A 25,057-nucleotide genomic window follows, 5' to 3' on the forward strand; every position below is an offset into this window, starting at 1 on the left:
GCCTCCTCGGGGTGTGTCACGGGGCCAGGCCCGCCAGGAGCAGTTGCTTCCAGGACTGGTCGCCGGCCAGCCGGCTCTGGCCGCCGGTGGTTCCGAACTGGAGCGGCGTGCCGTCCGGCGCGACCACCAGGCCGGTCGCCGGGTCGCCGCTGGCGCGCGGGGCGTTGTTGGTGCCGCGTACGGCCGATCCGCGCGCCTCATCGCTCGCGGTGCATCCCTTCGAGGCGCCGTACTTGCACGACGGCGGGTCGTCGATGTTGACGACGAGGCCGAGATGGGCGGTGCCATCGCCGGGCGTCACGGTGAACCCACCGGTCACCGCGAGCGGGTACACGACGAGGATCTGCTCGATGCCGGGCAGGCGGCGGGCCGCGATGCCGTTCACCGTGACCAGGTTGCCGAGCAGCGTGCCGATCGTCGGGTCCAGGTCGCGCAGCAGCGCCACCAGTTCGGTGGCGGCGGGCGGGGTCACGGCCAGCAGCTTGCGCACGTCGGCGTCGGACGCGCGCAGGCTGGCCGACAGCTGCGCGAGCCCGGCGGCCCAGCGGCGGATGGCGGTCGCCGACGCCTCCTGTGTGGACAGCACGGTGCGCCCGTCGCGGATCAGGGCGACGGTCTCCGGCAGGCTGGCCGTGGCGTCCGACAGCAGCGCGTCGCTGGCCGCGAGGATCGTGCGCAGGGCGGTCTCGTTGCCCTCGAACGCCGTGCCCAGCTCATCGATGACCACGGCCAGGTCGTCCGGGTTCACCGAGCGGACGAGCGCGTCGAGGTTCGCCAGCAGCGTCTCGGCGGCGACGGGCGTGCCCGTGCGGTCCCGCGGGATGACTGACCCGTTAGTCAGGTACGGGCCGGCGTCGCGCTCCGGGCGGAGGTCGACGTACTGCTCGCCGACCGCGGAACGCTGGGACACCACGGCCCGCAAGGAGTCCGGCACCCGCACGTCGCGGCCCAGCCGCAGGTCCACGCGTACGCCGTCGCCGTACAGCCGGACCGCGGTGACCCGGCCGACCGGCGCGCCGCGGTACGTGACCGGGGCGTTCGGGAAGATGCCGCCCGCGTCCCGGAAGTCGGCGTGTACGACGTACCCGCGGCCGAGGAGGCGGTCGCCGAGGCCGACGTACCGCACGCCGACGTAGCCGATCCCGACGACGCTGACGATGAGGAACGCCAGCACCTGGAGCTTCGTGCCAGTCTTGATCATGGTGACAGCCCTCCGGTCAGCACGTCCGTCAGGCCGCCGACGATCCCCTCGACCGCCCCGGTGACCGGCGCGAGCAGGCATGGGGCGGTCAGGATCGTGCCGGCCGGCAGCTTCGTCCCGGCCGGGAAGACGGTGCCCTGCGGAAGGATGCCGGTGTCGGGCACGACGAGCGCGCCGAGCGGGAGCGAGGAGCCGGCGGCCAGCAGCTTGCAGCCCTCGGGCAGGTCGCAGCCGTCCGGCGGGGTCCACTCCGGAGGGAGGATCCCATTCAGCGGGAGGCAGACGTCGGGCAGCTGGCCGGGGAGCGAGGGGAGGGTTGTGCCGCCCTGTTTCGGCTTCGTGGCAGCACGGCCGGGGGTACTCCGGGACGTGGCAGAAGGCGCCGCCGCCACCAAATTCGCCAGGATCGAGGCGGCGTCCAGGTCCGCGGTGATGGACAGGTTGACGAAGTCGCCGACGATCGCGCCGGTGACGTTCGGCGGGAACGGGTACGACAGCATGAAGTCCAGCGACTTGGGCAGGTCGTCGCCGGCGCGTACCAGTTGGTCGAGGATCGGCTGCAGGGCACGCAGGCTGGCGACGGTGTCGTCCTTGCTCTGGTTGACCACCCGGGTGCCGACCCGGCCCAGCTCGCCGAGCGCGGTCAGCGCGGCGGTGAGCTGCTCGCGCTGTTGGGCCAGCACGGTGATGCCGGGCGCGAGCGCGTCCAGCGCGCCGCCGATGACCGCGCGCTGCTGGGCGAGGCGGCCGGTGAGCCGGTCGAGCGCCTCGATGGCCCGGACGATGTCGGCCTTCTGCCGGTCCAGCCCGCCGACGAACGTGTCGAGCTGGTGCAGCGCGTCCTTCGCCTCGGCCTCCCGGCCGAGCAGCGCCGTGCCCAGCTCCTGGTTGATGGTCTTGAGCTGGGCCAGCCCGCCGCCGTTCAACAGCAGCCCGAGGGCGGCCAGCACCTCCTCGACCTCGGCACCGCGCCGGGTACGCGCCAGCGGGATCGTGTCCCCATCGGACAGTCGCCCGCGCGCGGCCTCGGTGGTGGGCGGCGACACCGCGACGAACTTCTCGCCGAGCAGGCTGGTCTGCCGTACGGCCGCGGTGGCGTTCGCGGGGAGCTCGACCTTCTTGTCCACCCGCAGCCGGACCCGGGCGGTCCAGCCGGACAGCGAGATGTCCTCGACGCTGCCCACGGTCACGTCGTCGACCTTCACGGCGGCCTGCGGTACGAGGTCGAGCACGTCCGCGAACTCGACCGTGATCCGGTAGCTCGGCCCGGACGGGGCGCCGCCCGGCAGCGGCACGTCCGCGAGGCTGGGCAGGCTGCACCCGCCCAGCAGCAGGGCGAGCGCCGGCGCCAGCCGCCTCACGACGTACCCCGCAGGATGCCGCCGAGGGTGAGGTCGCTGGGGGTGGTGGGGCCGCCCGGCGCCGGGGAGGGCGCCGGCTGCGTAGGGACCTGCGCGGCCGGCGCGGCGCCGGGCGGTAGCTTCAGGAGCGCGCACTTGTCGGGCACCTTCGCCGCCGGCAGCAGGTCGACCATGAGGGAGCAGACGAAGCTGGCCGGGTCGTACGGGCCCATCGCGTTGTCCCGGGTGTCCAGGGTGCCGGACCGCGGGTTGTACGCCAGGTTCAGGTTGGACAGGGCGAGCGGCGCGACGTCGAGGATGTTTATGACCGCCTGCTGCTGGCGGACCAGGATGCCGGTGACGTCGGCCAGCGCGTCCACGTTGGACTTGAGCGCGGTGCGGTTCTCCTTGATGAACGTCGTGACGTCCGCCAACGCGGTGGCGAGGCTGCGCAGCGCGGCGGTCAGCTCGTTCCGCTCGCCGGCGAGCTGCTCGGCGACCCCGGCGAGCTGCTGGTTGAACGAGCGCACCTGCTGGTCGCTGCGCGCCAGCGCGGTGGTGAAGACCTGCAGGTTGCCGACCGTGCCGAAGAGGTCCTGCCGGCCGTCGGAGAGCGCGTCCAGCGCCCGGGACAGGCCGTCGAGCGTGTCGTGCAGCTCGGTGCCGTTGCCCTCCAGGTTGGCCCGTCCGGCGGCGAGCAGGTCCGACAGCGCCCCGTCGGCGTTGGCGCCCTCCGGGCCGAGCGCCTTGTTGAAGTCGTCGAGCGCCTGGTAGATCTCGTCGATCTCCATGGGCGCCGCCGTCCTGCTGACCGGCAGCTCAGCGCCGTCGGCCAGCGCCGGCCCGCCGTCGTACGCCGGGGTGAGCTGGACGTACCGGTCGCTGACCACGCTGGGCGGGACGATGACCGCCTGCGCGTCCGCGGGCACGTCCCAGTCCCGGTCGTAGCGCATCTCCACGCGTACAGTGCGGCCCTCGGGCCGGACGGCGACGACGCGGCCGATCCGCACGCCGAGCACCCGGACGTCGGAGCCCTCGTAGACGCCGACGACGCGGGCGAAGTGCGCGACGAGGCGCCGCTGCGGCTCCCGCTGGACGACCGCACCGACCGCGGCGGCGACCACAATGGACACGCCAGCGGCGAGCAGAATCCGGCGCCGCATCACTTGCCTCCCACCGTCGGCTGGTACGGCTGGAGCAGGCCGCGGACGTACGAGTCGAACCACCGGCCGTTGCCCACGACGTTCGCGAACGCGGACACGAACGGCCCCATCCCCTCGATGGTCTTCGTGAGGTTGTCCCGGTTGCGCTGCAGGATCGCCACCACGTCGCGGAGCTGGCGCAGCGCCGGCTCCAGTTGGTGGCGGTTGTCGGCGATCAGCCCGGACAGCTGCTTGGCCAGCTCGTTGGTGCCGATGAGCAGCTCGTGGATGGCGTCCCGGCGCCGGCTCACCTCACGCAGCAGCGCGTCGCCGTCGGCGACCAGCTTGCGAAACTCCTCGTCGCGTTCGGCCAGCACGGCGGTGACACTTCGCGCGTGCGCCAGGAGTTCACGCAGTTCGACGTCGCGGCTGGCGACGGTCTGGGAGAGCCGGGACAGGCCGGACAGCGACGACTGCACGCTGGCCGGGGTGTCGGCGAACGCCTGCGCCAGCGTGCTGAACGCCGTCGCGAGCTGCTCGCTGTCGATCTGGTCGACCGTGTCGGCCAGCCCGGCGACCGCCTGCATCACGTCGAACGGGGACGCGGTGCGGTCGAGCGGGATCTCGGCGTCCTCGCGCAGCCGCCCGGAGCCGGCGGGCGCCAGCGCCAGGTACTTCTGGCCGAGGACGGTCTTGATGCGGATGGTGGCCCCGGTCCGCTCGCCCAGGCGTACGCCGCTGTCCCCGTCGACGCGGAACGTCACCCGGACGTACGGGCCGGCGGAGCCGCGGGCGAGGCCCACTGCGGTCACCTTGCCCACCCGTACGCCCGCGACGCGCACCTCGTTGCCGGGTGCGAGGCCGCTCGCGTCCCGGAACGCCGCCCGGTAGGCCGGGTCGCCGATCGAGGCGATCGTGTCGAGCTGGAACGCGCCGAGCACGAGGACGCCGATCACGGCGAGACCGATCGCGCCGCGCAGTCTCATCCTCACCGGCCGCCTCCCGAGGTGTCGCAGCGGGCCGCCGTCGAGCTGATCCCGGCCGGGGTGATCGAGCCCGCCCCGGGCACCGCGACCCGACCGTCGAAGTCGCAGAGGAAGAAGTTGAACCACGAGCCGTAGGAGGCGACCCGGGTCAGTGCCTCGTACCGCTCCGGGAGGGTGCCCAGCGTGCGGTCGATGACGGCGGAGTTGCGGTTCAGCGTTCCGGCGAGCGTGTCGAGCGAGGCGACGTCGTCCTTGAGCGCCGGGCGGGCGTCGTGCAGCAGGTCGGCGGTCGCCCCCGTCAACTCGCCGAGGTTGACCACCGCGTCCCCGATGGCCGTACGGTCCGCGGCGAGCCCGCTGACGAACTGCTGGAGTTGGCCGATGGTGGCATCCAGGCTCTGGTCCCGGCTGGCGAGCGTGCCCAGCACGGCGTTGAGGTTGGTGACGACCCGGCCGATCACCTCGTCCCGGTCGGCGAGCGTATTGGTCAGCGACGCGGTACGTCGCAGCAGGCTGGCCACCGTGCCGCCCTCGCCCTGCAGCACCTGGATGATCTCGTACGCGAGCTTGTTGACGTCGTCCGGCGTGAGCGCGGTGAAGAGCGGGCGGAACCCGTTGAACAGCGTGGTCAGGTCCAGCGCCGGGGTGGTCTGGGCGAGCGGGATCAGGCCGCCGGCGCGCAGCGGGCGGCCGTCGCCCGGCCCCTCGGTGAGCGCGACGTAGCGCTGGCCCACCAGGTTGCGGTACCGGATCTTCGCCCGGACGCTGGTGGCCAGCGGCACCTTCTCGTCCACCGTGAACTCCACCTCGGCGACCGAGTTGTCGACGACCTTGATGTCACCGACCCGCCCGACCCGTACGCCGGCGATGCGCACGTCGTCGCCCGGCAGCAGGCCGGTGACGTCGGTGAACCGGGCCCGGTACGCGGTGCCGCCGTCCGAGAACGAGCCAAGCGTCTGCGCGAGCATGGCGGTCAACAGCACCGTCACCGTGGCGAAAGCAATCAGCTTGAGCAGCGGCCCATGTGTTAGGAGGGGACCCCTCCTATGCAAAAAGCGATAATAGGGTGCCCTTCCTTGCATCACGGCGCGTTCACCACCGCTCCGCGTAGAAGGGGGCCCCACAGCAGGACCGCGATGTCGGGCACTTCGACCGGGAGCAGCCCGGTGACGGCGCCGACGATCGGCTTGACCAGCTCGCGTTCCTCGGTGGTACCCGCGGTGCCCATGTCCACCGGGGCGGCGGGGGAGGGCAGCCCGACGGGCAGTGTCACACCAGATCGGTCGGCCCCGTAGTCGTACCCGTCGTTGATCGGGTGCTCAGGAGCGGGAACGGCGGGGTTCGGCAGGCCGTAGCACTGTGGACCGTTGCCGGCGCCGTACACGGGATCGTCACGGCCCTGCTCGTACTTGCCGCCGTCCTTGGTGATTTCCAGCGTGATGTGGAACTTGCCGCCGCTGAAGGAGTCCTCGACCCGCGGCTGCAACGCCACGAGCCCGCGCATCAGGCACGGGTACTCCGGCGCGTACGTGGCGAGCAGCTCCAGCACCGGGCGGCTCACGTCGCCGACCCGGATGAGCTGGTCGCCGTGCTCCTCCAGGAAGAGCCGGGTGGAGTCGGCCGCACCGGTGGCGCTCATGAGGAACGCGGCGAGCTCTGTGCGCTGGTCGGCGACCGTGGTGGCGGTGACGGTGACGTCGCGCAGGATCGACAGCAGGTCCGGCAGTGCCGCGTCGTACGCGTCGACCACGGTGGACAGCTTGCGCACGTCCTCGGCGATGGTCGGCATCTGCTTGTTCAGCTCGCCCAGGTAGCCGTCCAGCAGCACCAGGTCGCGGCCGAGCTGCTCGCCGCGACCGTCGAGCGCGGCGGCCAGCGCGCCGAGCACGGTGGCGAGCCGGTCCGGCCGGATCGCCTGTAGCAGCGGCAGCGCCTCGTCCAGCACCTTCTCCAGCTCGACACCGCCCAGGCTGCGGTCCTGGGTGATGACGGCGCCGTCGCGGATCGGCGCGCCGGTCTCGCCGTCCGGGCTCACCAGCGCCACGTACCGCTCGCCGAAGAGCGTCTTGGGCAGCAGCCGCGCGGTGACGCCCGCCGGCACCTGGCGGGCGAGCTTCGGGTCCAGGGCCAGCCGCAGCCGGGCGCCGGAGCCGTCGCTGCCGATGGAACGGACGTCGCCGACGATGACCCCGCGCAGCTTGACGTCGGCGCCGGCCGTCAACTGCATGCCGGCCCGGTCGGTCTCCAGCGTCACCCAGGTGGCCGGCGTGAACGCCTTGCGGTACTGCAGGACCGACGCGGTCAGGGCCGCGGCGAGCACGACCACGAAGGCGATGCCGAGGAAGCGGTTTCTCATCCGGCGATCCGTACCGTCGTCGTGGCACCCCAGATGGCCAGCGACAGGAAGAAGTCCACGATGTTGACCGAGACGATCGAGAGGCGTACCGCGCGGCCGACCGCGATGCCCACGCCGGCCGGGCCGCCGCTCGCGGTGTACCCGTAGTAGCAGTGCACGAGCACCACGATCACGCTGAAGACGAGCACCTTCACGAACGACCACAGCACGTCGACGGGTGGCAGGAAGAGGTCGAAGTAGTAGTCGTACGTGCCCGCGGACTGTCCGAAGTAGAAGACCGCGATGGTACGGGTGGCGAAGTAGCTGGAGAGCAGGCCGATGACGTACAGCGGGACGACCGCGACGAACGCGGCGATCATCCGGGTGGTCACCAGGAACGGCAGCGACGGCACCGCCATGACCTCCAGGGCGTCCACCTCTTCGGCGATGCGCATCGCGCCGAGCTGGGCGGTGAAGCCACACCCGACCGTGGCGGACAGCGCCAGCGCGGCCACCAGTGGGGCGATCTCGCGGGTGTTGAAGTACGCCGACACGAAGCCGGTGAACGCGCTACTGCCGATCTGGTTCAGCGCCTGATAGCCCTGGAGCCCTACCTCCGTACCCGTGAAGAAGGTCAGGAAGCAGATGACGCCGACGGTGCCGCCCGCGACGGCGACCGCGCCCTTGCCGAAGCTGACTTCGGCCAGCAGCCGTACCACCTCGCGCTTGTAGCGCCGCGCCGCGCGCGGCGTCCAAGCGAACGCGCGGAGATAGAAGGCGAGCTGCGCGCCGAGCGTGTCCAGCACCTCACGTCCCCTTCTGCGGTACGACCTGGAAGTAGATCGCGGTGATCACGAAGTTCAGCGCGAACAGGAGCATGAACGTGATGACCACGCTCTGGTTGACCGCGTCGCCGACGCCCTTGGGGCCACCGCGCGCCGTCATTCCCTTGTACGAGGCCACGAGCGCGGCGACGGCGCCGAAGACCAGCGCCTTGATCTCGCCGACGACGAGGTCGGGGAGCTGCCCGAGGGCCTGAAAGCTGGCCAGGTACGCGCCCGGCGTGCCGCCCTGGAGCACCACGTTGAAGAAGTAGCCGCCCGCGACGCCGACGACGTTCACCAGTCCGTTGAGCAGGACGGCGACGAGCATCGCGGCCACCACCCGAGGAACGACGAGGCGCTGGATCGGGTCGATGCCGAGCACCTGCATCGCGTCCAGCTCTTCACGGATCTTCCGGGCGCCCAGGTCGGCGCAGATCGCCGAGCCGCCCGCACCGGCGATGATGAGGGCGGTCACGATCGGGCCGGCCTCCCGCACGACGGCCAGCACCGAGGCGGCACCGGTGAACGACTGGGCGCCGAGCTGGCGTACCAACGAACCCAGCTGCAGCGCGATGACCGCGCCGAACGGGATGGCGACCAGGGCGGCCGGCAGGATCGACACCGAGCTGATGAACCACGCCTGCTGGACGAATTCGCGCACCTGGAACGGCCGGCGGACCAGGCCGCGCATGGCGTCCAGGCTGAACGTGAAGAAGTGGCCGGCCTGCGTGATCATCGAGTCACCAACCCTCCCGCAAACGATCCGGCGGGCGGGATGACGCCGTTTTGGCGACACCACGCACCCGGCGGATGCTCGGCCGGGCGGCGGAGGCCGTTGGAGGGCCGGAGCTGGTGCGGGATCGGCGGCAGCGGCGGAAGCTCCACACCGGACTCCGCCTCGGCGCGCAGCTCGTCGGCGTCCTTCTCCTCGGCCATGCCGATCGGGCCGACCCGCTGGGCGTTCAGGAACTGCCGGACCACCGGCTCCACACTGGACAGCAGCATCTCGCGCGGCCCGAACATGGCCAGGTGCCCGTGGTAGATGAGCCCGATGTTGTCCGGCACCGTGCGCGCTGTGTTGATGTCGTGCGTGACGATGAGGAACGTCGCGCCGGTCTGCTGGTTGAGGTCGATGATGAGCTGGTTCAGGTACGCCGTGCGCACCGGGTCGAGACCCGAGTCCGGCTCGTCGAAGAGGATGATTTCCGGGTCGAGCACGAGGGCCCGCGCCAGCCCGGCACGCTTGCGCATGCCGCCGGAGATCTGGCCCGGTAGCTTCTCCTCGGCGCCGACCAGGCCGACCATCTCCAGCTTCTGGTAGACCACCGACCTGATCTGCGACTCAGTACGGCGGGTGTGCTCGCGCAGCGGGAAGGCCACGTTGTCGAAGATGTTCATCGAGCCGAAGAGCGCGCCGTCCTGGAAGAGCACGCCGAAGAGCTTGCGCACCTCGTACAGCGCGCGCTCGGACAGCCGTGGCAGGTTCTGGCCCGCGATCCAGATGTCGCCGCGGTCCGGTTTCAGCAGGCCGACGAGCGTCTTGAGGAAGACCGACTTGCCGGTCCCGGACGGGCCGAGGAGCACCGAGATCTCGCCCGCGGGCAGCGTCAACGTGACGTCCGACCAGACCGGCTGCCCGCCGAAGGACTTCGTCAGCCCGTCGACCCGTACCTCGACTCCCACGCCCGTTGACATCGGGCGACGGCCGGCTGGCGTTACAGCCGATTTTCCTCCGGTAGCCATTTGGGCTGGTCGCCGGTACGGTGCTGGAGTTAACTCGTCGGTAACGAAAGACCGGGATGACCGCAACGATCGAGCCGGAACTCGTCGCCCGAGCCGCCCAGCGCGACTCCCGGGCGACGGCTGCCCTGCTCGCCCAGCTTCGACCCGGTTTGGTGCGGTACTGCCGGGCTCGCCTGGGACGCATCGGCGGGGCGTACACGACGGCCGACGACGTCGCGCAGGAGGTCTGCCTCGGCGTGCTCCGCGCGCTACCGCGATACCGGGACGAGGGCCGGCCGTTCTCCGCGTTCGTGTACGCGATCGCCGCGAACAAGGTGGCCGACGCGCAGCGGGCGGCGATCCGCGACGCGGCGACGCCCACCGACGCCGTGGTCGACCGGCCGGACGACGGGCCCGGTCCCGAGCAACAGGCGGTCGCCACCGACCTGGCCCGCCGGCTGTCCGCGCTGCTCGACCGCCTACCGCCGGCCCAGCGGGAGATTGTCCTGCTGCGGGTGGCGGTGGGCATGTCGGCCGAGGAGGTCGGCGCGGCGATGGGCATGACGGCGGCCGCCGTACGGGTCGCACAGTCCCGCGGGCTGGCCCGCCTGCGGACCCTGGCCGGCAGCGCACTGGACGAGGTGACGGCGGCATGACCGGGCCAGAGCAGCCCATCGGGTTGGACCAGATCGCGGCGGACGACCTGCTGCTCGACGCCCTGGGACGCGGTGACTCCCCAAGTGGGGATTCCGTGGTGTCGATGCTTGCCGCCTGGCGGGCGGACCTCTCCGAAGGTGTCCCGGAGGCCGCCCGGCCCGCGCCCGAAAAGCGGCGGCAAAAGCGGCTCACCCGCATGGTGCTCGGCGCCGCCGCCGCGGCCGCCATCCTCGTGGCCGGGCTGGGCGTCTCCGCGCACCAGGCCGAGCCGGGCAGTCCACTGTGGCCGGTATCGAAGGTGGTCTACCCGGAGCGGTCCGAGGTGGTGGCCGCCGAGAAGGCCATCGCGGACGCCCGCGCCGCGGTGGCCGCCGGCCGGGACGCCGACGCGCGCCGGCTGCTCGGCGTCGCCTCGACCCACGTCGCCCGCGTCGATGACCGCACGGTAGTCGACCGGCTACGCAAGGAGATTCAGGCTCTCCTGAGCTCGCTGGCGTCGCCACCACCCGCGTCGCCGCAGGCATCGTCTCCCCGGCCGTCGACCGCCCCGACCACGCCGGCTCCCGGGCAACCGCCGTCCGCCCCGGCTCCGACGCCTTCCCCTCGCCCTCCCCGTCCCAGGGCGGCCTCCTGCCCGACCTTCCCCTCCTCCCGCTCCCGTCCATCATCCCCGGATAGGCGCGGCTCACCAGCGCAGGAGCGAAACGACGCACGCGGTGTGCGACTGGAACGGGCGTGCCCACGGTGTCATTCCCCCCGGTGATCTAGGCCGGAACGAAGGAGATGACCCCATGCCACAGGAGACGTCCGCCGCCCGACTGCGTGCGCTCGCGGCCGAGGTGTTCGAGGTACAGCCGGAGGAGGTCACCGACCGGGCCTCGTTCTACGAGGACCTCGGCGTCGACTCGCTGCAGAAGGTCGAACTCGTGGTGCGGATCGAGCGGCAGCTCGGTGTGAAGCTGACCGACGACGAGGCGGCCGGCATGCGGGACATCGGCGACGCGTTCGCCGTACTCAGAAGCCGGGGGCTCAGCGTTGGACCGTGACGGCGTCGTGGTCTCCGGCGTCGGGGCGGTATCGCCGGCCGGACTCGGCGCGGACGCCCTCTGGCGCGCCATTGTGGACCGTCGGGTGGTCACCGGTCCGGTGACCCGGTTCGACGTGTCCGGGTACCCGACGGGGCGGGCCGGCGAGGTCCCCCCGGGTGCGATCGCCGCGCTCGAATCGCTGGTGCCGGCGCACGAGTCCCTCGCCGCGCGCTACCTGGCCACGGCCGTGCTGGAGGCGCTCGGCGACGCCGGGCTGCCCGCCCACCGCCGGCGCGGGCGGATCGGCGTGTTCGTCGGCACCGTGATGGGCACCCGGCCGATCCTCGACCGCGTGATCGGCGACGGGCCGCTCGGCGTACCGGATCGGGCCTGGGCCCGGCCGGACGAGCTGCTGTCGGTGGTCCGCCAGGTTATCGACGTGGACGGGCCGGCCATTGTGCTGTCGCCCGGCTGCTCGGCCGGCAACGAGGCGATCGCCGCCGGCCGCGCGGCGGTCGTGTCCGGCGAGGTGGACGTGGCCATCTGCGGCGGGGCGGACGAGCTCTCCCTGGAGGTGTTCGCGTTCTTCACCTCGCTGCGGGCGCTCGCCACCGACGTGATCCGCCCGTTCGACGTGGGCCGGCGCGGCACGATGCCCGGCGAGGGCGCCGCCGTCCTCGTCCTGGAACGCGCCGACCGCGTCGCCGCCCGGGGCCGGCGCCCGCTCGCGGACGTGCTCGCGTGCGCCTCCGCGGCCGACGCGTACAGCCTCACCCAGCCGCACCCGGACGGCGCCGGTCTCATCGCGACCATCCAGACCTGCCTCGACCGGGCCGGCATCGAGCCCGACGACATCGACTGGGTCTGCGCGCACGGCACCGGCACGCCGGCGAACGACGCCGTCGAGGCGCGCGCCGTCGCCAAGGCGCTCGCCGGCCGCCGCCGGCCGGTCCTTTCCTCCGTGAAGGGTCAGCTCGGCCACGCGGAGGGCGCGGCCGCCGTGCTGGAGGCCGTGATCGGGGTACGGGCGTTGGCGCACGATTTCATCCCCGGCAACCTGACCCTGCTGGACCCGGATCCGGAGTGTGCCGGCGTGGACCTGGTCGAGGCGGCCGGCCGCCCGGCGCCGGTGCGCAAGGTGCTGAGCCAGGCGTACGGCTTCGGCGGCGGAGTGTGCACGGTGCTCCTCGCCAAAAGCGGCGCCCATGCCTAGCGTCGCCGTACGCGGCGTGGGCCTGCGCCTGTCCGGGGCGACCGGCCTGGACGACCTGGCCCGGCAGCTCGGCGCCGAGCCGCCGCCGGTGACCATGCGGCGGTTCGCGGCACCCGACAGCGCACTGGTGCCGGTCGAGCGGCCGGTGCACGGCCCGGTCGAGCCGGACATGCCGGACAGCGTCGGCAAGCGGGGACTGCGCAGCCTGCCGTACGAGTCGCTGCTGGCCCTGGCGGCGGCCGCGGACACGCCGGTGCTGCCGTCCGTGGACGGGCCGGCGGCGGACCGAACCGCCGTCGTCTGGGCCAGCTCGACCGCCGGCCTGCACGAGTACGCCACGGTCTGCACCGAGGCGTCCACATTGGAGCCCGGCCTGGTCAGTCCGGCGCTCGGTCCCGCCTCGGCGTACAACGGCCCGGCGTCGACGGTTTCCATCCGGCTCGGCCTGACCGGGCCGAACCTGAGCCTCACCGGAGGCGCCACGGCCGGCATGTCCGCGATCGCCGAGGCGATGCGACTCATCGCGGGCGGGGACGCGAGTGCCGCGCTCGTCGGGGCCTCGTCCAGCCTGACCCGCTGGAGCCTGACGGTGGCCCCGTACCACCTCGTGCCGGCGGAAGGTGCCGCCTGCCTCACGCTCCACCCCCGGGCCGACGGCCAGGACGGCGTCACGCTCGGGGAGTGCCGCCGCACCGACCTGGTGCGCGCGACCGTCCACATCATCCAGTCCGCCGCCCGGCCGGAGACCCGCCCGGACGGGCTGGTCGTCTCCGCGCTCGACAGCGGAGTCGTCGATGCCCTGTCGGCCAACCAGCCGTTTCCGGTGTGGCACGTGGAGAAGGCGATCGGCGACTTCGGCGCGGCGGGCGGCTTTCTCGCGGTGGTGTGCGCCGCCGCGCTGTGCGCCCGGGCCACCGAGCCCACCACCATCCTCGCCGTCGCGGTAGAGCCGTGCGGAAGCACCGCCACCATGGAGGTTTCGTCATTGTGAACACGAACATCGCCGAGCACCTGCTCGCTGCCGGCGACCCGGAGTCGACGGCCTATGTGGACGCCGACGGGCAGATCACGTACGCCGGCCTGAAGCAGGCGGCCCAGGCGTACGCGGGGCACCTCGTGGACGCCGGGTTCAAGCCGGGCTCGAACGCGCTGATCGTGGCGGACGACTCGATCGCGACCGTGGTGGCCATCCTGGGCGTCTGGTGGGTGGGCGGCGTGCCCGTCCCGGTGAGCCCGATGCTGACCCCGGCCGAGATCGAGTTCATCGCCGAGGACTGCTCGGCGGCGTACCGCCACGTCGAAGGGCAGGAAATCAAGGGCGGCGAGCCGCCGGAGGTCGCTGTCCAGGAACCGTCCGACGTGGTGCTTATCCAGTACACGTCCGGCAGCACCGGTACCCCCAAGGGCGTCCTGCACACCCGCGCCGGGATCGACAGCGTCCTGCAGGGATTCGGCCGGGTGCTCGCGCTGACGCCGGCCGACACCGTGCTGTCCACGGCGAAGCTCTCCTTCGGGTACGGCTTCGGCAACTCCCTGCTCTTCCCGCTGACCGCCGGCGCGCGTACGGTGCTCAGCGCCGGCCCGCCGGACGTCTTCCGGGTCGGCGCCGCACTCTCCGCGCACCAGCCGACCGTGCTCTTCTCGGTGCCCCGCGTGTACGCCGCCCTGCTCGAACGGATCCGCGACGGCGAGGCGCCCGGCCTCGGCTCGCTGCGGCTGGCCGTGTCCGCCGGTGAGCACCTGCCCGCTCCGATGTGCGGGGAGTTCGCCAAGGTGTGCAGCGCCCCGCTGGTCAACGGCCTGGGCGCGACCGAGGTGCTGCACATCGTGGTGGCCACCAACGGCAGCCGGCCGGGGTCGACCGGCATCCCGGTGCCGGGCGTACGCATCACCGTCCGGGACGACGCGGGTGACGCGGTGCCCGACGGGGTCGAGGGCCGGCTGCACGTGGCGGGAGGCTCGGTCGCGGCCGGCTACCTCGATCGCCCCGACGCGACCGCGCGCACCTTCGCGGACGGCGGCGCGTACACCGGGGACATCGTGCGCAGGGCCGCCGACGGTGACCTGGAGTACGTCTGCCGGCGCGACGACGTCATCAACGTGGGCGGCTTCAAGGTCTCCCCTTTCGAGGTGGAGGCCGCCGCACGCGATGTCGACGGGCTGGCGCAGTGTGCCGTCGTTGGCGCCCGTGACCACAGTGGACTGGAGCAGGCCGTCGCGTACGTCGTACCCGCGAACGGGGTGGACCCGCTCGCGCTGCGGGCGCTGACCCGGCGGGCGTTCAAGGAGCGGCTGCCGGCCTTCAAGCGGCCCTCCGTCATCGAGATCGTCGACCAGTTGCCGGTCACCTCGACGGGCAAGCTGGCCCGGTTCAAGCTGCGCGCGCCCGAGGTCACCGTGGCACTGCGGGTGCTGCGCGAGGGGCGCGGACGCACCCTCGTCTGCATCCCGTACGCGGGCGGCTCGGCCGGCTCGTTCACCCGGCTGGCGCGGCAGCTGCCCGCGTCCTGGCGGGTGGTGGCCGGCGAGGCCAGCATGCGCGGCGCGGTCTCCGTGGCCGACGTGGCCGACGCGTGGTGGAAGGCCATCACCCCGTACCTGACCGACGGCACAGTCCTGTTCGGACACAGCCTGGGCGCCGTGCTGGCCGCCGAGGTCGCCAACCGGGCCGGCGCGGGGCTGGAGCCGGCGCACGTGGTGCTCTCCGCGCCGCCGATGTCGGCCGGGCCGGCGCGTGCGCTGCGAGCGATCGACGACGCCGAGCTGGTCGCCGAGCTGAAGCGCAGCGGCCTCATGCCCCGACGACGCTGACCGCGGACGAGGTGGGCCGGCTGCTGCTGCCGCGGTTCCGGCGGGACCTGGCGCTGGTGCCGGAGGAGTGGGCCGGCGCGCTGGAGACGCCCGTGCACGTGCTGGTGGGCGCCGACGATTCGCTGTGCACCCTCCAGTCGGTCGCGGCCCGGCTGCGCACCGACCGGGTGGTCAGCACGCACGTGGTCGACGGCGGGCACTACTTCGTCGTCACGAACGCGGCGCAGACGGCAGCCGTACTCGCTGATCTTTTTAAGGGTTAAGCATTGAGATAAGCGATCACCGCGAGCACCCGGCGGTTGTCGTCGTCGGACTGCGACAGACCCAGCTTGCTGAAGATGTTGTTGATGTGCTTTCCGACCGCCTTTTCGGTGACGAAGAGGCGGCCCGCGATGGCGTTGTTGGAGCGGCCCTCGGCCATCAGGCCGAGCACCTCGCGCTCGCGCGGCGTGAGCGCCTTCAGCGGCTCCTCGGCCGAGCGCCGGGCCAGCAGCTGGGCGACCACCTCAGGGTCGAGGGCCGTGCCGCCGGTCGCGACCCGGCGCACCGCGTCGACGAACTGGCTCACGTGCGAGACGCGGTCCTTGAGCAGGTAGCCGACGCCGCCGGTGCGGTCGGAGAGCAGCTCGCGGGCGTACAACTGCTCGACGTGCTGGGAAAGGACGAGCACCGGCAGGCCGGGGATCTGGGCGCGGGCGGCGATGGCCGCCTGCAGCCCTTCGTCGGTGAACGTCGGCGGCAGCCGGACGTCCACGACGGCGACGTCCGGCCGGTGCTTGAGCAGCGCGGGCAGCAGCGACGGTCCATTGTCGACGGCCTCGACGACCTCGAATTCGTACGCCGTCAGCAGCCGGATCAGCCCGTCCCTGAGGAGGGCGAGGTCTTCGGCGATGACAACTCGCACGGCAGCTCCATGGTCACGACGGTCGGTCCGCCGTGCGGACTGCTCACGGCGACGGTCCCGTCGAATGCTGCCAGGCGCCGCTCGATTCCGCGCAACCCGGTGCCGCGGCCCGGGTTGGCGCCGCCGACGCCGTCGTCGCTGACCGTCATGCCGAGGCCGGTGCCGTCGTGCCGGACCAGCACCCACGCCCGGGTCGCGTGGCTGTGCTTGACCACGTTGGTCAGCGCCTCGGCGATGGCGAAGTAGCCGGCCGACTCGACCGGCGCCTGCGGCCGCCTGGCCAGGTCGATGTCCACCTCGACCGGGATCGGCAGGCTCAGCGCGAGCGCCCGCACGGCACCGTCGAGGCCGCGCTCGGCCAGCACCGGCGGATGGATGCCGCGGACCAGGTCGCGCAGCTCGGACAGCGCCACGTCGCTGGCGTCCCGGGCCTCGGCGAGCAGCTTCTGCGCCGCGGCGGGGTCGCGGACGACCAGGTCCTCGGCCATCCCGAGGCTCATGCCGAGGGCGACCAGCCGGGCCTGCGCGCCGTCGTGCAGGTCGCGCTCGATCCGGCGCAGCTCGGCCGCCTGGGCGTCGACCGTCTCGGCCCGGCTCCGGGTCAGGGCCTGGACCCGCCGGTCCAGCTCCGCCTGGCGGGTGGGGCCGAGCAGCGCGCGGCTGAAGAGGCTGTGCGCCCGGAGCAGGGCCGGGGCGACCGCCAGCCCGAGCACCAGGATCAGGACGCCTTGCGGGATCGCGAAAAGACCCTCCAGCGGGTAGCGGATCAGCCAGCCCGGGCCGTAGTGGTAGCCGTCGACGAACGGCAGCAGCACCGGCATCAGGAAGATGCCCTCCAGGCCGTACGCCACCAGGGCTGCGGGCAGGATGCCCAGCACGAGCGTGACCGGCGCGGCGAGCAGCCACAGCGCGTCCCGCCAGGTCGCCGGGTCGGTGACCATCCAGCGGAAGCGCTGCCACCCACCCACGACCCCGATCGGCTCCATCGGCGGGCGCGGCCGGTACGGCACGGGAATCTCCACGCCCGTCCACTGTTTGGCCAGCCGCCGCCGCTCGTTGGCCAGCGCGCGCACCGCGACCACCACCAGCGGAAACAGCAGGATGCCGACGCCGAAGACGCTGATGAGCGAGAGCGAAACGATCGACAGGACCAGCAGCACGACGCCACCGGCGTGGAACAGCACGCCCACCAGCAGCCCCTGGCCGGCGGCGACGAGTCTGTGGCGGATGTTCATGCTCCCCATTGTGTCGGGGTCGGTGGCCGTTGCCGGTAGGGCTAGGCCCACCCCGGTCGGGGGTCTGCGACCCGTGTTCTTCGGTCCGGCCGGCCGAAGGATTCCAGGGCATGAGGGCTTTGAAGTTTCTGGTGTTAGCACTGTGGATCGGGCTCGCGTCCGTCGTCGGCCCGATGGCCGTCAAGCTCGCCGACGTGGTCACCGACGACGCCGTGGCCTGGCTGCCGCAGAGCGCCGAGGCCACCGCGGCGTACGAGCGCGCCAAGGCGGCCTTCCCGGGCTCCGACCGGCTCGTCGCGGTCGCGGTCTACGCCCGCGAGGGCGGGCTCACGCCCGCCGACCGGGTCAAGGTGGAGGCGGACCGCACGGTCTTTTCCGAGTACGCCGAGGGCGGTTCCGTGCCAACCCCGGTTGCCAGCGCGGACGGTCAGGCCCTGTTGGTGTCCTTCCCGCTGGCCGGTGACAAGGATCAGCAGTCGGACGCGGCCGGTGATATCAAGGATCGGCTGGCGAACGCGCCACCCGCCGGCCTGCGCACCGCCCTGACCGGGTCCGCGGGCGCCGAGCACGACCTCTTCGACGCGTTCGGTGGCATGGACCTCACGCTGGTGCTGGTCACCGCCGGGGTGGTGGCGCTGTTGCTGCTGTTCACCTACCGCAGCCCGGTGCTGTGGCTGATCCCGCTGATCTGCGTGGGCGTGGCCAGCCAGGTGGCGAGCGCCGTGGTTTACCTGCTCGCCAGGCACGCCGGCCTCACCGTGGACTTCCAGGGCCAGAGCGTGCTCACCGTGCTCGTCTTCGGGGTCGGCGTGGACTACGCGCTGCTGCTCATCGCCCGGTACCGCGAGGAACTGCGCCGGCACCGCGACCGGCACCGGGCGATGGCGGTCGCGCTGCGCCGCTCGTTCCCGGCGATCCTCGCCTCGGCGGCCACCGTGGCGATCGGCCTGCTCTGCCTGCTCGCCGCCGACCTCAACTCCACCCGCAGCCTCGGCCCGGTAGGCGCCGTGGGCATCGCGGCCGCGTTCCTGGCCATGACCACGCTGCTGCCCGCCATTCTCGTCCTGTGTGGACGGTGGCTCTTCTGGCCGTTCGTGCCGCGCTACACGGAGTCGGCGGTCGGGCACGACGTCGCGGAGGACCACGGTGTGTGGGCGAAGGTGGCCGGCGGCGTTGGCCGGCGCCCCCGCCTGGTCTGGATCGGAACGGCGGTCGCCTTGGTCGCGCTGACCCTCGGCATCGGCAACCTGAGCCTGGGCCTGCCGGCGTCGGAGACGTTCACCAAGGAGGTCGGCTCGGTCACCGGGCAGCGACTGATCGAGCGGCACTTCCCGGATGGCGCGGCTTCGCCGGCGCTGATCCTCGCGACGGCCGGTACGTCGGATCAGGTGGTCGCGGCGGCACGGGGCGCCGCGGGCATCGCCGACGTACCGGCGCCGCGGCTGTCGGCGGACGGAGCGTGGGTGCGGATCGACGCGGTCCTGACTGACGCGCCAGACAGCGACGCGGCGAAGGACACGGTGGACCGGCTGCGCGCCGCGGTGCACGCGGTGCCCGGCGCCCAGGCCGTGGTCGGCGGCGACACGGCGACCGAGCTGGACACCCAGCGCGCCGCCAATCGCGACAACCTGGTGGTGATCCCGCTGATCCTGGGCGTGGTCTTCCTGATCCTGGTGGTGCTGCTGCGGGCCCTGGTCGCGCCGCTGCTGCTGATCGGGAGCGTGGTGCTGTCGTACGCGGCGGCCATGGGAGCGGCCGGGTTCGTGCTGGACGCGATGGGCTACACCAAGCTCTTCTACGGCCTGCCGCTGCAGACGTTCCTCTTCCTGGTCGCGCTCGGCGTGGACTACACGATCTTCCTGATGACCCGGGCGCGGGAGGAGGTCCGCCAGGTGGGCCACGAGCCGGGCATGCTGCGCGCGCTGACGGTCACCGGCGGCGTGATCACCAGCGCCGGGCTGGTGCTGGCGGCCACGTTCGCGGCGCTGGGCGTGCTGCCGCTGGTGCCGTCCGTGCAGACCGGCGTGATCGTGGCGGCCGGCATCCTGCTGGACACCTTCCTGATCCGCAGCCTCCTGATCCCCGCCCTGGTCCTCCACGTAGGCCCCGGGTGTGGTGGCCCCTTGCTCTCACTTGACATCGGGAGCGCTCCCATCGAGCATGTTCACTGCCCCTTCCTGTCCGGGCCTGGATCCGGGGCTCCTGTTGTCGACATCTGAGGAGTGCCATGAGTCACCGGACAGGGTGGCGTCGCCGCGTGGTCGTCGCGCTCGCCCTTCTCGGGCTGGGCGCCGCACCCGTCGTGGTCCCGGAGCTGGTACCGCCGGCCCAGGCCGCCGCCAAGACCCTCTACATCCCCAGCCGCTGGCAGAGCACCGGCGAGGTGCCCTGGGCGCAGGACCGGACCAAGGAGTCGGCCAACTTCATCCTGCTATGGGGGGAGAAGTCCGGCACCAACCCGCTGACCGCGCCGACCGAGTTCCGCTTCGACCCGGACAACATCCTCAGCCAGCTGGAGACCCTGTACTCGTACTACGTGAACACGATGCGGTTCACGCCGGAGACCGGCCTGCTGTCCCAGTACAAGATCGTTGTGATCATCACGCGGACGTGGAACCGGACCGCGCTGGACGCCTGGGCGACCGGCGGCTCGGTGGACGGCACGGTCGGGGTCATCAACGTGGCGCCCGGCGCCGCGCAGCCCGGCTCGTGGGGGCTGGCACACGAACTGGGCCACGTGTTCCAGAACTACACGTTCCTCGGCCGCTCCGGGATGGGTTTCACGCACGCCTCGGCGGGCACGTTCTGGGAGGCCAGCGCCGAGTTCATGGCGATGCAGGTGTACCCGCGGACGGCCGCCGGCGACCTGACCCGCTGGCTGCGTACCGAGAACCTCTACTACTCCTCGTCGCGGCACCACTATGGCGCCTGGATGCTCCTGCAATACATCAAGGACCGCGACGGCATCGAGATGTTCAACCGGATCTGGAACGAGGCCCGCAACACCGAGCACCCGCTCGAGGTGTACCGGCGGATCACCGGCATCACCCAGGCCGAGCTCAACCGGCGGATCGGTGAGTACGCCCAGCACAACGTCACCTGGGACTACAGCAACCGGGCCGACTTCATGCCGTTCATCAACAACGTGTACGGCGCGGGCTTCCTCAACGCGTACAAGGGGGTGCCGGTCGAGGCGGTCAACGCGTCGCTGCGCCACTACCGCATCTCGGACGCGATGGCGCCCTCGGACTACGGGTACAACAAGGTCAAGATGGTGCCCGACAGCGACGGGGCGCTGGTCCGGCTGCACCTCAAGGGCCACGCCGAGACCGGGGCCACCGGCTGGACGTACGGGCTCGTGGCGGTGCGCAACGGCAGCACCCCGCGGTACAGCCCGCTGTCCCAAGGCACCGACGGGCAGATCAGCTTCCAGCTCCAGCCCGGCGAGAACGAGGTGTACCTCGTCGTGACGGGCACGCCGAACACGGTGCCGAAGTACGCGTTCCTCGACGGCTGGCCGAAGAACCGCCGCTACCCGTACGAGTTCCGCGTCTCCGGGGCGATCCCGGACGGGCACCAGGCCGGGTACCAGAAGCCGGCGGCCACCAACGGCGGGCGCTGGCACGCCAACGGTGGTGGCTGGGTCGCCGGCAACGCCAACGTGGCCTCCACCGCGTACGTCGGCCCGCGTGCCGCCGTCTACAGCGGCAGCGTCACCGGAAACGCCCGCATCGAGGACCTCGCCTGGGTCAACGGCGGCACCGTCACCGGCAACGCGATCGTCCGCGGCAACGCGATCGTCCAAGGTGGAGCCACCATCGGCGGCAGCGCCATCGTCGGCGGCGACGCCGAACCGCCGGCCGGACCGACCGGCGCCAACTGCTCCGCCGGGACGTACCTGCTGTTCAACCCCAGCCGGGGCTGTGACGGTGGTGGGGCCGAGGCGGACGTGAACCCCGCGCACGGCACGTTCAGCAGCACCGAACTCGCGCTGGACGGGGTGGTTCCGACGCCGACGCCCACGGTGTCGCCGACCCCCTCGGCCTCGCCCACCCCGGGCACGTCACCGTCTCCCTCGGTGTCGCCCACCGCGTCGCCAACCGGTGGCACCGGCGGCCGGACCTGCACCGCCACGTACGCCGTGGTCGGCTCGTGGCAGGGCGGCTTCCAGGGTGAGGTGACGGTGCGGGCCGGCACCGCGGCCATCACCGGCTGGACGGTGACCTGGACGTACGCCAACGGCCAGACCATCTCCCAGTCCTGGGGGACGACCCTGACCAGCAGCGGCGCCAGCGTCAGCGCGCAGAACGCCGCGTACAACGGCTCGCTCGGGGCCAACGCGACGACGACGTTCGGCTTCATCGCGTCGTACACCAGCGCCAACACCAACCCCACCCCGACCTGCACGGCGCGTTAGTGGGGTAGGCGCGGCGGGCGTCAGCGTCGATAATGTTCGACATGACACCGGACCCGGAGCAGTTGCGGGCATCGCACCGCGACCGGCTCCGGGCCATCCGGGCCCTGCGTAGCAGTGCCCGCGAGGGGCGGCTGTCGGAGATCACCTTCGTCAGCCGGGTGCGCATGGCGCTCGACGCCCGCCGCCGCGGTGAGCTCGACGCGGTGGTCGGCGACCTGCCGCCGCGCGGGTTCTGGGCACGCGCGGACGTGGCGATCCAGCGCTGGTGGGAGAGCATCGTCGGCCCGCGGGCGGCGGCACCGATCGACCTACGGCTGCCGCCGGCCCCGGGCTTTTACGTGATCGGTCGGGACACCCATTGTGACCTGCGGCTGACCGATGATTCCGTGTCCCGCCGGCACGCCATGCTGACCTCGGTGGACGGCCAATGGATGGTGGTCGACCTCGGCTCGACCAACGGCACCCGGGTCAACGGCTGGCGGCTCCAGGTCCAGACCCCGCTACGCCCCGGCGACGTCCTAGACCTGGGCCTACAACGCCTCCGCATCGTCTCCTAACCCGTCGCCCTTTTGCCCCCCTTCTTCCCCGTCGCTCCTTGCGCCCCCTTCTTCCCGTCGATCAAGGGCAAATGGTCGTGCTTTGATCTCCGATCCACGGCCGTTTGCCCTTGATCGACGGGCTTTCCCTTGATCGGCGCAGGAGGGCTGCGGGCGCGGGGTGGGCGAGCTCCAACAGGGGGCCCTGCTGGGTGCTCCGGCGACCCAGGAGGGGTCCCCTACTCACGGGTCACCGCGACGCGGGCGCCACGCTGCTCGTCGCCGTACCGGGAGCGGGCCCTCGCGGGCCGCGGGCCGTCGGGCCCGGGCACCGTCGATCAAGGACTTTCGCGTCGATCAAGGGCATTTGGTCGTGGATTGGAGATCGAACCACGACCATATGCCCTTGATCGACGAAGAAGCCCCGAGGAGGCCCCGAGGAGGCCCCGCGGAGGCCCGCGGGGCCTGGTGATGGGGTGGGTTAGCGCAGGGTGGGGATTTGGAGGACGATTAGTTCGGTGTCGTCGGGCTTGCCGGGGATGCGGCCGTCGTTGCCGGGGAAGTTGTTGTCGTTGGCCACCAGGACCTTGTCGCCACCGAGCGGCAGGACCGTCTCCACCGACTGCAGCGGGAACGAGAACAGCGGGCCCACGCCGTACTCGCCGGGGCGGGCCGGGGTGGAGACGCCGTCCGGGTCGGCGATGCGCATCAGGTCCGCGGCCGTACGCCGGGGCAGGTAGCCGTCCGCGCCCACCGCGTCGAGGTCGGTGACCACGAGCTTCTTCACCCGCGTCTGCGGGCCCATCGCGTTGTCCCGCTCGATCAGCAGCAGCCGCCGGCCGTCGAGCACCGCGGCGTCACCGACCACGAGGGACGGGTCGTCGACGCGGAACGACCAGGTGCGGCCGGTGTAGCGGTTGGCGGGCACGCTGAACTCGTACACGATGCGGCGCCGCTGATCGGCGTCGTCGGTCCGGGCGCCCTCCAGGATGGGGTAGAGCGTCTTCCCGTCCGGGCTGGTGGCCATCGCCTCGAAGCCGCGGCTGGCCGGCACGGTCGGGGTCTCGCCGGGGGCGAGGTCCGGCGACTGCGGCGACTTTCCACCGTCGGGCAACGGGATCGGGGCCTGCAGCACCTTGCCTGTCTTGTCGGTGCGGATCAGGTACGGCCCGAACTCGTCGCCGATCCACAGGTCACCGCGCGCGTCCCGGGCCAGCGACTCGATGTCGAGGTCGGCCCCGGTCAGCAGCCGGTCGGTGGTGTTTTCGTTGACGATCGGGAAAGGCACCTTGTGGTCCGGGTCGCGGAAGCTGATGAACCCGCGCACCGCCACCTCGTGGCTGTCGTACCGAGGCTCCACGGTGTATGCCCGGAGCAGGAAGTCGGCCGAGTTGGTCTTCGCGCCGAAGCCGTTGTCGGGCATGGCGAGCAGGCGTCCGGCCTTGTCCCGGATGATGGCCGAGAAGCCCGGGATCGGCTGGCCCGGGAATGGCGGCGTGATCCCGTTGACGGTGGTTGGCGCGAGCTGCGTGCCGGACACCGGCCCCGGCTGGTACGCGGTGGCCGACAGCAGCGCCCGGCTCTTGAGCGTCGGCTCAGGGCGCAGCTTGACGGACAGCCGGTACACGCGGGTGATCTGGGTGGCGCTGCCGTTGTCGTCGGACAGCAGGTAGAGCAGGCGGCGCCCACCGGGCAGCGGACCGCCGAGCGCCGCGCCCTCGATGTTGTCCAGCAACGGGTTCGGCTGCGGCTGCTTGGCGGTGGCCCCGGAGGGCGGGCAGTTGGCGATGTCGACGAGCAGTTCCTTGCCGAGCCACGAACGCGGATCGGTCACAGTGGACAGCGAGGCGATGCCGGAGACGTCGGGGGCGCCGGTCGCCGAGACGCGGTAGACGCGGACCGTGTTGCCGACGCCGGCGGTGAAGCCGCGCTCCACGGAGAGGAACTGGTCGTCCCCGAGCGCCACCAACTCCACCAGACCCAGGGCGGGATCGGTCCGGTAGGCGTACTGGGCGATCGGCGCGTACCCGGAGCCCTCGCGGCCGTCGTACCGGATGATGCGTTGCAGGCCACGGCCCTCGGCGTCGCGGCCGTCCGCGGACAGCGGCCCCTCCATCCCGGCGTAGAGCCGGCGGTGGTCCGGGGTGGCGGTGAGCGCCTCGAAGGTCTGGTTGACGGCGGCCTCGCCGGCGGGGGTGACCGCGAAGCGCGCGGGCACCGGGAGGCTGGCGATCTCGCGGCCGTCGGAGAGGCGGAAGCGCCGGATCGACGGCTCGCGTTCCGAGCTGGCCAGCACGGTGCCGCCGCGCTCCGCGATCAGGCCCTCGCCGTCGAAGTCGGCACCGGTGTACGGGGTGCCGTCCGGCCGGGTGAGGAGCGTGACGCCGCGGACCTGGGTCTTGCGCAGGTCCACGTCGTAGATCCGGGCGGGAGTCGTGCCGATGTTGTCGACGAGCGCGAGGGCCCGTGACGGGCCGGTGAGCGCCAGCGCGGACAGTCCGGCCACCGGCGTACCCGCGAAGGTGGTCTTGTCGAGGGCGTCGGAGAAGCCGAGCAGTGACGCGTCCGGGGAGCAAAACGCCCCTGGCGTCGATGCTGCGGACGCTGGAATCGCCGGAAGGATCGAGATCGTGACGGCCGCGACCGTGGCGGCTCTCATCGCTTTCGTGAGGTTCACGGCCCGATGCAAACATGCCTGCCCGAACG

At 72.1% G+C, this 25,057-nt stretch carries 22 protein-coding genes; 10 read left to right on the forward strand and 12 right to left on the reverse strand.

What is annotated here, in order from left to right; all coding sequences use genetic code 11:
• Nucleotides 1-16: 16 nt before the first annotated feature.
• Genes Prum_RS27180 through Prum_RS27220 form a run of 9 tightly spaced genes read right to left on the reverse strand, consistent with a single transcriptional unit; the run spans nucleotide 17 to nucleotide 9,523 of the window.
• On the reverse strand, nucleotides 17-1,201 hold the full coding sequence (locus Prum_RS27180) for an MCE family protein (RefSeq protein WP_173079059.1): 1,185 nt from the start codon (nucleotides 1,199-1,201) through the stop codon (nucleotides 17-19).
• The gene (locus Prum_RS27185) at nucleotides 1,198-2,562 is read right to left on the reverse strand and encodes an MCE family protein (protein ID WP_173079060.1); all 1,365 of its coding nucleotides are present in this window, start codon (nucleotides 2,560-2,562) and stop codon (nucleotides 1,198-1,200) included. The genes Prum_RS27180 and Prum_RS27185 overlap by 4 nt, the downstream gene beginning before the upstream one ends.
• On the reverse strand, nucleotides 2,559-3,704 hold the full coding sequence (locus tag Prum_RS27190; RefSeq protein WP_173079061.1) for an MCE family protein: 1,146 nt from the start codon (nucleotides 3,702-3,704) through the stop codon (nucleotides 2,559-2,561). Before Prum_RS27190 ends, Prum_RS27185 begins: the two co-directional genes overlap by 4 nt.
• On the reverse strand, nucleotides 3,704-4,669 hold the full coding sequence (locus tag Prum_RS27195) for an MCE family protein (RefSeq protein WP_173084215.1): 966 nt from the start codon (nucleotides 4,667-4,669) through the stop codon (nucleotides 3,704-3,706). Before Prum_RS27195 ends, Prum_RS27190 begins: the two co-directional genes overlap by 1 nt.
• A 2-nt stretch (nucleotides 4,670-4,671) precedes the next feature.
• Entirely contained in the window at nucleotides 4,672-5,721 is a 1,050-nt protein-coding gene (locus tag Prum_RS27200; RefSeq protein ID WP_281368982.1) for an MCE family protein, read from the reverse strand.
• 29 nt (nucleotides 5,722-5,750) lie between these two features.
• On the reverse strand, nucleotides 5,751-7,025 hold the full coding sequence (locus Prum_RS27205) for an MCE family protein (RefSeq protein WP_173079063.1): 1,275 nt from the start codon (nucleotides 7,023-7,025) through the stop codon (nucleotides 5,751-5,753).
• Nucleotides 7,022-7,810, reverse strand: a complete 789-nt coding sequence (locus tag Prum_RS27210) for an MlaE family ABC transporter permease (RefSeq protein WP_173079064.1) — start codon at nucleotides 7,808-7,810, stop codon at nucleotides 7,022-7,024. Before Prum_RS27210 ends, Prum_RS27205 begins: the two co-directional genes overlap by 4 nt.
• 1 nt (nucleotide 7,811) lies before the next feature.
• Nucleotides 7,812-8,564 (reverse strand): MlaE family ABC transporter permease, encoded by a 753-nt coding sequence (locus Prum_RS27215; RefSeq protein ID WP_173079065.1) that lies wholly within the window; start codon nucleotides 8,562-8,564, stop codon nucleotides 7,812-7,814.
• Nucleotides 8,561-9,523, reverse strand: a complete 963-nt coding sequence (locus tag Prum_RS27220) for an ABC transporter ATP-binding protein (protein WP_218577354.1) — start codon at nucleotides 9,521-9,523, stop codon at nucleotides 8,561-8,563. Before Prum_RS27220 ends, Prum_RS27215 begins: the two co-directional genes overlap by 4 nt.
• Nucleotides 9,524-9,627: 104 nt before the next feature.
• Here Prum_RS27220 and shbA point away from each other — a divergent pair, with 104 nt between their 5' ends.
• The 7 genes from shbA to Prum_RS27255 are packed head-to-tail and all read left to right on the forward strand — an operon-like array spanning nucleotide 9,628 to nucleotide 15,522.
• Nucleotides 9,628-10,206: an RNA polymerase sigma factor ShbA gene (shbA, locus tag Prum_RS27225; protein WP_173079066.1), complete on the forward strand. Its 579-nt coding sequence runs from the start codon at nucleotides 9,628-9,630 to the stop codon at nucleotides 10,204-10,206.
• Nucleotides 10,203-10,970: a hypothetical protein gene (locus Prum_RS27230; protein ID WP_173079067.1), complete on the forward strand. Its 768-nt coding sequence runs from the start codon at nucleotides 10,203-10,205 to the stop codon at nucleotides 10,968-10,970. The genes shbA and Prum_RS27230 overlap by 4 nt, the downstream gene beginning before the upstream one ends.
• Nucleotides 10,971-10,998: 28 nt before the next feature.
• Nucleotides 10,999-11,253: an acyl carrier protein gene (locus Prum_RS27235; protein ID WP_173079068.1), complete on the forward strand. Its 255-nt coding sequence runs from the start codon at nucleotides 10,999-11,001 to the stop codon at nucleotides 11,251-11,253.
• On the forward strand, nucleotides 11,243-12,448 hold the full coding sequence (locus Prum_RS27240) for a beta-ketoacyl-[acyl-carrier-protein] synthase family protein (protein WP_173079069.1): 1,206 nt from the start codon (nucleotides 11,243-11,245) through the stop codon (nucleotides 12,446-12,448). Before Prum_RS27235 ends, Prum_RS27240 begins: the two co-directional genes overlap by 11 nt.
• Nucleotides 12,441-13,439, forward strand: coding sequence for a beta-ketoacyl synthase N-terminal-like domain-containing protein (locus Prum_RS27245; protein ID WP_173079070.1), 999 nt, complete (start codon nucleotides 12,441-12,443; stop codon nucleotides 13,437-13,439). Before Prum_RS27240 ends, Prum_RS27245 begins: the two co-directional genes overlap by 8 nt.
• Nucleotides 13,436-15,259, forward strand: a complete 1,824-nt coding sequence (locus tag Prum_RS27250) for an AMP-binding protein (protein WP_173079071.1) — start codon at nucleotides 13,436-13,438, stop codon at nucleotides 15,257-15,259. Before Prum_RS27245 ends, Prum_RS27250 begins: the two co-directional genes overlap by 4 nt.
• A gap of 11 nt (nucleotides 15,260-15,270) precedes the next feature.
• Complete coding sequence (locus Prum_RS27255; protein ID WP_173079072.1) at nucleotides 15,271-15,522, forward strand: hypothetical protein; 252 nt, start codon at nucleotides 15,271-15,273, stop codon at nucleotides 15,520-15,522.
• Here the strand turns inward: Prum_RS27255 and Prum_RS27260 are convergent.
• Nucleotides 15,519-16,163: a LuxR C-terminal-related transcriptional regulator gene (locus tag Prum_RS27260; protein WP_173079073.1), complete on the reverse strand. Its 645-nt coding sequence runs from the start codon at nucleotides 16,161-16,163 to the stop codon at nucleotides 15,519-15,521. The two genes, Prum_RS27255 and Prum_RS27260, sit on opposite strands and share 4 nt — an antisense overlap.
• Nucleotides 16,115-17,398 (reverse strand): sensor histidine kinase, encoded by a 1,284-nt coding sequence (locus tag Prum_RS27265; protein WP_246278120.1) that lies wholly within the window; start codon nucleotides 17,396-17,398, stop codon nucleotides 16,115-16,117. The genes Prum_RS27260 and Prum_RS27265 overlap by 49 nt, the downstream gene beginning before the upstream one ends.
• 110 nt (nucleotides 17,399-17,508) lie before the next feature.
• On the opposite strand from Prum_RS27265, the gene Prum_RS27270 reads away from it, so the two are divergent.
• Genes Prum_RS27270 through Prum_RS27280 form a run of 3 tightly spaced genes read left to right on the forward strand, consistent with a single transcriptional unit; the run spans nucleotide 17,509 to nucleotide 22,372 of the window.
• Nucleotides 17,509-19,617: an MMPL family transporter gene (locus tag Prum_RS27270; protein ID WP_173079075.1), complete on the forward strand. Its 2,109-nt coding sequence runs from the start codon at nucleotides 17,509-17,511 to the stop codon at nucleotides 19,615-19,617.
• A gap of 8 nt (nucleotides 19,618-19,625) precedes the next feature.
• The gene (locus Prum_RS51940) at nucleotides 19,626-21,815 is read left to right on the forward strand and encodes a DUF6055 domain-containing protein (RefSeq protein ID WP_246278121.1); all 2,190 of its coding nucleotides are present in this window, start codon (nucleotides 19,626-19,628) and stop codon (nucleotides 21,813-21,815) included.
• 41 nt (nucleotides 21,816-21,856) lie between these two features.
• Nucleotides 21,857-22,372, forward strand: a complete 516-nt coding sequence (locus tag Prum_RS27280; protein WP_173079076.1) for an FHA domain-containing protein — start codon at nucleotides 21,857-21,859, stop codon at nucleotides 22,370-22,372.
• Between the two features lie 460 nt (nucleotides 22,373-22,832).
• On the opposite strand, the gene Prum_RS27285 is transcribed toward Prum_RS27280, so the two are convergent.
• Complete coding sequence (locus Prum_RS27285; RefSeq protein ID WP_246278122.1) at nucleotides 22,833-25,028, reverse strand: esterase-like activity of phytase family protein; 2,196 nt, start codon at nucleotides 25,026-25,028, stop codon at nucleotides 22,833-22,835.
• Nucleotides 25,029-25,057: the final 29 nt, after the last annotated feature.

The sequence above is a fragment of the Phytohabitans rumicis genome (assembly GCF_011764445.1).
Taxonomy (GTDB): Bacteria; Actinomycetota; Actinomycetes; order Mycobacteriales; family Micromonosporaceae; genus Phytohabitans; species Phytohabitans rumicis.